Source organism: Mesorhizobium sp. M0306, from assembly GCF_040321655.1.
Classification (GTDB): Bacteria; Pseudomonadota; Alphaproteobacteria; order Rhizobiales; family Rhizobiaceae; genus Mesorhizobium.
This window is the reverse complement of the sequence record NZ_JAMYRY010000071.1, coordinates 1-6,459: the sequence shown is the minus strand read 5'-3', so window position 1 is coordinate 6,459 and position 6,459 is coordinate 1. Positions and strand designations below refer to the sequence as shown.

3 protein-coding genes and 2 pseudogenes are annotated in these 6,459 nt (G+C 60.0%); 2 read left to right on the top strand and 3 right to left on the bottom strand.

Annotation, left to right across the window (positions count from 1 at the left end):
- A partial coding sequence (locus NKI95_RS33855; protein ID WP_352722188.1) for a glycoside hydrolase family 16 protein occupies positions 1 to 988 on the bottom strand: 988 nt, incomplete at its 3' end.
- 670 nt (positions 989 to 1,658) lie between these two features.
- Between NKI95_RS33855 and NKI95_RS33850 the strand changes: the two are divergent.
- Both NKI95_RS33850 and istA read left to right on the top strand, forming a co-directional pair.
- Positions 1,659 to 2,222: pseudogene (locus NKI95_RS33850) on the top strand (tyrosine-type recombinase/integrase); the annotation flags it as partial.
- An 18-nt stretch (positions 2,223 to 2,240) separates the two neighbouring features.
- Positions 2,241 to 3,475 (top strand): annotated as a pseudogene (istA, locus tag NKI95_RS33845) (IS21 family transposase); the annotation flags it as partial.
- A gap of 652 nt (positions 3,476 to 4,127) precedes the next feature.
- Here istA and NKI95_RS33840 read toward each other — a convergent pair.
- Both NKI95_RS33840 and NKI95_RS33835 read right to left on the bottom strand, forming a co-directional pair.
- Complete coding sequence (locus NKI95_RS33840) at positions 4,128 to 4,382, bottom strand: DUF982 domain-containing protein (protein ID WP_352722186.1); 255 nt, start codon at positions 4,380 to 4,382, stop codon at positions 4,128 to 4,130.
- Positions 4,383 to 4,735: 353 nt separating this feature from the next.
- Complete coding sequence (locus NKI95_RS33835; RefSeq protein WP_352722185.1) at positions 4,736 to 5,392, bottom strand: Crp/Fnr family transcriptional regulator; 657 nt, start codon at positions 5,390 to 5,392, stop codon at positions 4,736 to 4,738.
- Positions 5,393 to 6,459 lie beyond the last annotated feature (1,067 nt).

Sequence of the window (6,459 nt, the reverse complement as noted above, 5' to 3'; positions counted from 1 at the left end):
TGGCAAGAAGTTCAATCTCCGAGCCGGCCGAAAGCGCATAGCTCACAGAGGTCCACACCCTGTCGTGACCGCCGCCCGAAGCCTCAATGACTACGTCGAATGCGTTATCGACGCGGTAGGTATCGTTGCCCAGACCGCCGGACATTCTGTCAGCACCACCTCTGCCGTCCAGAACGTCATCAAAATTGCCGCCCTTCAGGATATCCGCCGCATCCGTCCCGGTCAGGTGCTGCTCCATCACGTTCGGCGCGGCATAGGCGCGGACGTAGTCGACGACCATCTTGTACGTGCCGGACGCCTGCTCGACCTCTTTGGGATTCATGGCCAGCGAGACCACCATATAAAGTGGCGTGCGGAAGAACTCGTTCATTGGAAAGCGGCTCAACTCTTGGCCGTCATAGTAGACGGTGATCCAGTCCGTCGTGATCCTCGCGCCGTAGGTGTGAAACGCCCCATCGAACATCGAATCGGCCAGGCGCGTATAGTCGCCCCGAGCGTAACTTTCCGAAGTGCGCAAGTGCACCGCCCGGTGATGACCATCAGGATCGCCGCCATACGCTTCAACGATGTCGACCTCAGGACGCGGTACGGAGGTATCCTGCGGCAGCATCCAGAAAGCCGGCCAGGCTCCCGCCCCGCCGTGAAAGGCGGCGCGCATCTCGAAATACCCGTTCACTTGCGCGAAACCCTGGCCGGCGCTGTTAACCGTTTGCATCGTTCCCGACTGCCAGACGCCGCCCGCCTGCTTCATGGTAATGGTCAGCTTCCCGTCAGAGACAGAGAACGGATTCGTTGCTCCCACCGGCGACATGAACGTAGCGGCCCCGTAGGGGGCGTGTACCGGCGCGAACCACTTGCCGATGCCGTTGTTCGGCACAACATCAAGCGTGTTGAACTCGTCAGAAAAGGAGAGCTTGAACCCCGAGAGGTTCAGTTTCGATCCCTCGTACTGTCCGGTCCAATCGCCAGGAAGATCCGTCGCAGCCATTGATGGGCACCTCGTTCTCTCAACATTCTTGCGGTTACCCCACCAAGGCCTAATCGTGTAGTGGACACCCATTCCGTCGCAATGCGGCCAGTACGGTTATCCCCAACATTTCACGAGAAATTTGGGAGATGTCGCAAATCGGTTGACGTAGCCGGCACACGATACTGCGAATCCTCCGATACCGTGACGCCGGGCTCGAACGCGCCGCAACCAGCCGCTCCTTCACCGCCCGCGACCAGCGCCGCCGGCGCTGCACCGAGGTGATCACTTCCACGCGCGGAATCGTCATAGGATTCCTCCCAGGATTATTCCCCGGACTTGCAATGTTCGTCCTAAGGCGACAAGGCGGCCTTCACCGTAGGCTTGTAGGCCGGCGGAGGCGGCCTTCAGTCGGGGTTTCAAGAGGCTCACGGGCGTCTCGCCAGCGGGGTGGCGCGACGGTCGGCGCAGATAGGATGGCCGAACGTCCGTTTTCTCAATCCGATTCGGACCTGCAATCTCGCCTCCGGAATGACCATTAGGGGTCAGTGAACGATCCGCTCGCGGGATGGCGCGGGCTTCGAGGCTTGCGCTTTATCGGCAGCATCGGTGAGGTGATCGATCAGGGGTGACGGACGGCCATCGGCCTCCGAGCATGAAGTGTCAACCTTCAGCCTGAGAGGAGCATCCGATGACCGTCCCTTCGCATCCATCCGGCAGCCCGCTTCGCGAGCGCATGATCGAAGACATGTCTCTGCGCGGTTTCACCGAGAATACGCGCCGTAACTATATCCATTGCGTGAAGGCGTTTGCAGCCTTTATCGAGCGATCGCCTGATACTGCGACGGCTGAGGACCTGCGCCGTTTCCAAGTGCACCAGACCGAGAGCGGCATGCGGCCGCCGGGGATCAACAGCTTGGTCTCGGCGCTGCGCTTCTTCTTCACCGTGACGCTCGACCGGCTCGATCTCGCGCGCCGTCTCGCCGTCGTCCGCCAGCCGCGCAAGCTGCCGCTGGTGCTGAGCGTCGAGGAGGTGGCGCGGCTGCTCGAAGCTGCACCCGGGCCCAAGTACAAGGCCGCCCTCGGCACGGCCTACGGGGCCGGCTTGCGGGTCTCCGAGATCGTGGCGCTCAGGGTGACCGATATCGACTCGACGCGCATGCTGATCCGTGTCGAGCAGGGCAAGGGGCGCAAGGATCGTCACGCCATGCTGTCGCCGCAACTGCTCCATCTGTTGCGCGCCTGGTGGCGGGTGGGCAAGCGCCGCGGCGTGATGCTGCCGAGCTATTCCCGAGCCGCAACCCAAGGCCTGACCGAGCGCGCCATCGCGCGCACGCTCGGGGTGAGCAATGGGGTCGTGCATGGTTACCTGCGGCGTGCCCGTCTTGCCGGGCTGAGCTGGCCGCTGCCCGAGGGGATGGATGACGAAGGGCTTGAGCTGCTGCTCTTCCCGGCGCCGAAGGCGGCTTCGCAAAGCCCTCGGCGGCCGGTGCCCCATTGGAGCTATGTGGAGAAGGAGTTGCGCTGCCAACCCTGATGGCTTGGGCTATACGTGGTTTTGCACGACCTTCGAGGCCTGGAAAGGGCGCGCGCGCCTGACGATGCGCCAGACGCATCTGGGCGGCGAGAAGGTGTTTGTCGATTTCGCTGGCGACACTATCGACATCTTCGACCCCGTCACCGGGCGAAGCGCACCCCATGAAGCTGTTCGTCGCGGCGATGGGCGCCTCGAACTACACCTACGCCGAGGCGTGCCCGAGCCGACTGGATCGGCGTGCACACGAACCTTTTTGCCTTTCTGGGCGGCGTGCCGAAGTTCGTGATCTGCGACAATCTCAAGGCTGCCGTCACCAACCCCGATCACTACGACCCCGGCCTCAACCGAACCTATGCCGAGATGGCAAGCCATTACGGCACCGCAGTGCTCGCGGCGAGGCCGAGACGCCCGAAGGATAAGGCAAAGGTCGAGGTTGCCGTGCAAATTGCCCAGCGCTGGGTCCTGGCGCGGCTACGCAATCAGCGCTTCTTTTGTCTGGCGGAGCTGAACGCCGCCATCCGCCTGCTCGTCGCCGAACTCAACGCCCGCCAGATGCGCGGCTTCGGCTCCAGCCGCGCCGAACTCTTCGCCGAGATCGACAGGGAACTGCCGGACCAGCCATACGTCTTTGCGCGCTGGAAGCGTTGCCGCGTCGCGCCCGACTATCACATCGAGGTTGACGGGCATTGGTATTCCACGCCCTACCGCCTGATCCGCGAGCTCGTCGATGTGCGGGTCGCCGACAAGACCGTCGAAGTCTTCCACAAGGGGCAGCGGATCGCCAGCACGCCCGTGCGCCCAACCGGCGCGGCCATACGACCGTTGCCGATCACATGCCGAGCGCGCATCGCCGCTACGGCAAGTGGACGCCGGGGGAACTGATCGCGGCCGGCGAGAGGATCGGGCTTTCCACCGCCGCCTTCTTCCAGACTGTCATCGCTGACCGGCCGCATCCCGAACAGGGCTTTCGCTGCCCCCGCTCTTGACGCAGCCGCAAACACCTGAATCAATGAACAGGTCGGTCGAAGCGGCTGCTCATGATCGCGTGAAATACCTGCTCGCGATCATCCGAGGCCTCCACCTCAGCGATAATCCAAGGGAACATTGATGATCCTGTGTCGGGAAAAATCAAGGGGAATGTTTGTAGGAAATTTTCTAAGAGGGGATCAGAGAAACCAGCACGGAGCGAGCCTCTGTTTAACGCTTAGCCAGCCCGCTAGGCACCTTCTTCGGTCGGCCCCTGTTTGGCCCGATCAATAGCCGCGAGTAATGACGCTAGGGTCGGCGGCAGTTCTGGTTCGACTTCTAGCCTTAACAGCTTGTGTATGTGACGACGATTGTCTTCCGAATGAATCAATTTCCGAACTGCTTTGGAGACAGACGCATGACCTTCTTTGTTTCTCTTTGTCATGTTCGGGGCGTCCCTTCCCAGTCAGCCGCAACTCGCGTAGGCGCGGATGAGGGAACGATGTAGGCCCTCGCGGGTTTAGAGCTCGCAGCGGTCGATTCTTCGTGGATGTGCAGCCACTGTGGGGGGCCATCGCCTCTCCCTCACCGGCGACGGGCTCCTTTCGCGAGGCGGTGTTGGTCAGAGACACATAGAACCTCATACCGCAATCCAATTTAGCTAGTTGTCCTTGGGGGGAGTAACGTCCCCTCCTCTTTTGCAGCAGCCAGGAATGCCTTGCGGGCCTCCTCAGGTTCCATCTCGTCGAAAATCACTGCGATGCAAACGCGCACCGCGAGGTCCCAGCAAGGGCCACGCTTGGTCCACTTCATCAGCTCCTCGCCGGCTGCCTCGGCGTTGTTGACGTTGCGGATGATCCCGAGACGCTCGGTCTTGACGGGGACCGGAGGGTTGAACCAGTGGGGGGCCATGAAGGGACCTCAGGGCGGCTAGCGGGTTTCGTCCTAACCGGCTCAGCGATGAGGACGGTTAACCGTTTGTTAGGCATGTCTGAGTCCGTGACGGGCTGTTTCCAAAGGTTCATCGACGGTTGTCCGAGCGGTCGGTACGAAGCCGGTATACGCTTGCCGCGGTGGGCACTTGCATATATTTCGGCAGCGCGCCGGTCCTCGCGACAGACCGTGTTGCCGTCGCGGCTGCCGCCGTCGAGACATACGCGGCCCTGCCAGGTATGCGGCGCACGACCAGTTGTCCGCAAACGTCGTCTCTCCCAGCGGAAAATTTACTGATGGCCGATGCACTGCCGCTCGAACAGAGACACCCGTTACCTGAGATACTCTTTATCGAATCCGGCTGTTTCAACCAGCTTCTTGCGGTTGATCACCTCTACATGGCCTGACTTGAAAGAGACGAGATCGGCCTTGCGAAGTTCCCTTAATGTTCGGTTGACGTGAACGGTGGTCATTCCAAGAATGTCGGCCAGTTCATTTTGGGTAAGGGAACAATCATATCTTCCATGGGCCGACAGCCCAACCATGGAGAGCCTCTCCTCCAACTCGAGCAGGAAATGGGCCGTGCGCCTCATCGCGTTCCGCCGCCCGGTATTTATGAGATGTTCGGCAAGGATGGCGTTCAGGCGGGCCACGGAGGAGGCGATCTTCTTGCCGAGGCGGCCGTCCGACAAGATCGCCTCTACCAGTTCCTTACTGGAAATTTCATAAACGGCTAGTTCGGTTATGGCCGCCAGTGACGCTAGACGGGGTCCGTCCGCACCACGGAAACCGACAATGTCCCCCCTAAGAGGAGTGTCGATGATCTGCCGTTCTCCGTCCAGTAATCCCTGGTAAAGGATAGCCCAACCCGATTTTACGATGAATATCTCGCTGTTGTCGTCATCCTGGCGGCATATCACCGAATGGGGTTTGTAGATTTTTGCGGTAACACCGAGAAAATCGTCGTTCCCCCACTCGTTCTTCGACAATGTCCCCCCCTATGGGATGAGAGCTTATGAACTGCAATAATGTTTGCATGGAGTATCACGAGGTTGCTTCTATTTCCCATCACCTTCAATATAAATCTCCATTATCTCCCAGATAATTTCGACAGAACGACCTGTTACCCTAGGGGCGGGCTGGCCTACTGTCCTCATCTGTTTGAATGAGGTAAACTGCGTTTAGCTAGGAGTGCTGCAAGGGCGGTTAAGCCTCCGAGTATCCACCGTAAGGAGGAGTGCCTGCCGCGTCCTGCAGTTGCGGGATCTTAGGCTACGCCCTTTGGCTCTCTTGCCGGAATACCCCCCTGCCGAAAGATGAGCCGTCGAACAGCGTCCTGCGTGCGCATAACCAGGGCCAAACCAAGCGGGAGGCTCGATCAACAATGCAGGTCTCTTTACCGGGCTTGCTGGTGTGCGCGGCTATTTTGGTCGTTGCCTACTATCCATATCAGATAAGCCTAATGTAAATCATGATCTGGTCATTGAGCGGACACGGCGGCGCACTCGGGTTGGCGCTATTCATCCGGTGAATATGTCGAACACGCAAAGGGAGGACGAGATGGGACTGGTTAAGTCATTTGCCGCCAGATGCTCGCCTCGCCCAGCCAGGAATATACCAAAACGCTGTGGGCCGTGCGCAAGCTCGCCAAGCCCGAAGTTCCGGCCGATGAATATCTGCTTACGATAGACAACGCCGTGACCAGGCCGAGGCCAAGGCGACCTGCGCTTGCCCGGTCCATGCCGCGCCAGTCCTTCGGCATTCAGGATTGCGCCGACGCGGAGCAGCCAGCCGACCCATTATAGACCGCGACGGACGATGTACGGCCGATGAGCCGCGAGCGTAACCATTGGCGTAAGTGGAGTGTTTCACGATCTCAATTGATTGGCTCCGCCAGGTTTCCAGCTGGCTGCCACCGGGCACGTTCCAGCTGGAGTAGACAATGAAATATTCGAAACTGACTTTTTGGGCGGTGACCTGCCACGGGTAATTTCCTCCATCTGAGATTAGAGTCCGGCCTCGATTGAAGGACGGACTGATGAAGAGAAAGCGGTTT

Excerpts from the sequence above, each read along its gene's own strand:
- NKI95_RS33840 (WP_352722186.1), bottom strand. The coding sequence starts at position 4,382 with ATGGCCCCCCACTGGTTCAACCCTCCGGTCCCCGTCAAGACCGAGCGT.